This is a genomic window from Kitasatospora sp. A2-31 (assembly GCF_022288725.1).
Classification (GTDB): Bacteria; Actinomycetota; Actinomycetes; order Streptomycetales; family Streptomycetaceae; genus Kitasatospora.
Window position 1 is genome coordinate 1 of record NZ_JAKNTA010000184.1, and the last position, 1391, is coordinate 1391.

Annotated in this window: 1 protein-coding gene; it reads left to right on the forward strand. The window is 72.9% G+C overall.

Features of this window, described 5'->3' with window-relative positions; translation table 11 throughout:
- The coding region (locus tag MCM47_RS40720; protein ID WP_238951831.1) for an APC family permease at nt 1-1094 on the forward strand (1094 nt) is incomplete at its 5' end.
- Nucleotides 1095-1391 lie beyond the last annotated feature (297 nt).

Genomic DNA, 1391 nt, shown 5'->3' on the forward strand with positions numbered 1-1391 from the left:
ACACCGCCCACTTCACCGACCACGGCGGCTTCGCGCCGAACGGCTGGAGCGCGGTCTTCACGGCGGTCGCCGTCTCCGGCATCGTCTGGGCCTTCAACGGCTTCCAGTCCCCATTGAACCTGGCCGCCGAGGCGCGCAACCCCGGCAAGTCGCTGCCCAAGGCCGTGATCGGCTCGATCCTGATCGCCCTGGTGATCTACGTCGCGCTGCAGGTCGCCTTCCTGGGTGCCATCCCGGCCGCGGACCTCTCCGGCGGCTGGGGCTCGCTCGGCTACACCTCCCCGCTGGCCGACCTCTCCATCGCCTGGGGCCTGAACTGGCTGGCGCTGCTGCTCTACGCGGACGCCTTCGTCTCCCCCAGCGGCACCGGCATGATCTACGCCGCCACCACCTCGCGCATGATCCACGGCGTGCAGGAGAACGGTCACCTGCCGGGCCTGTTCGGCCGGGTGGACCCGAAGACCGGCATCCCGCGCCCGGCCCTGCTGCTCAACCTGCTGATCGCCTTCCTCTTCCTCGCGGTCTTCCGCGGCTGGGGCTCGCTCGCCGAGATCGTCTCGGTGGCCACCGTGATCTCGTACATCACCGGCCCGGTCGCCGTCATGGCGCTGCGCCGGCTGGCCCCCGAGCTGCCGCGCCCGGTCCGCCTGCGCGCCATGCCGGTGATCGCCCCGGTCGCCATGGTCTTCGGCTCGCTGGTGCTCTACTGGGCCCGCTGGCCGCTGACCGGCAAGGTCATCCTGCTGATGGCGGCCGGCCTGCCCATCTGGGCCTGGTACGAGCTGCGCAAGCCCTTTGCCGAGCTGAAGCCGCACCTCAAGGCGGGCGCCTGGATGGTCGCCTACCTGTTCGTGATGGCCGCCGTCTCCTGGGCCGGCTCCGCCGACTTCGGCGGCCACGGCTACCTGCCGGAGGGCTGGGACCTGCTGATCGTCGCGGCGATCGGGCTGGCCTTCTACCAGTGGGGCGTCGCGAGCGCCTGGGCCAACCCGTCCCTCGCCGCCGTCAAGGCCGAACTCGCCGCCGAGGAAGCGGACGCCGACAGCATCGTCACCCGCCTGCCCCACCAGGCCGGCGAGACGTCGCACGTCTGAGCGGACTCCCGGTAGGGGGAGAGGGGTGTACCGGGCATCGAGCTCGGCACACCCCTCTCCCCTTTGCCGGGACGCATCCTCACCGGGCCGCGTGGCGACCCCTACGGCCGAACCGCCTGCCGCCCGTGTCGATGTCCCGGGAGGTGCGCAGGCCCGACAGGTCTTCGGAGCGCCGGTCGAGTCGGCCCGACCGGCGCTCCGGTGGTGGGAGGGGTGCCCTCGGCGCCGGGACGGTCGGGCGGCTGCGGGGTCGGCGGTACGGCCGGCGGGGACGCGACCGGCGGCGTGAGCCGGGGG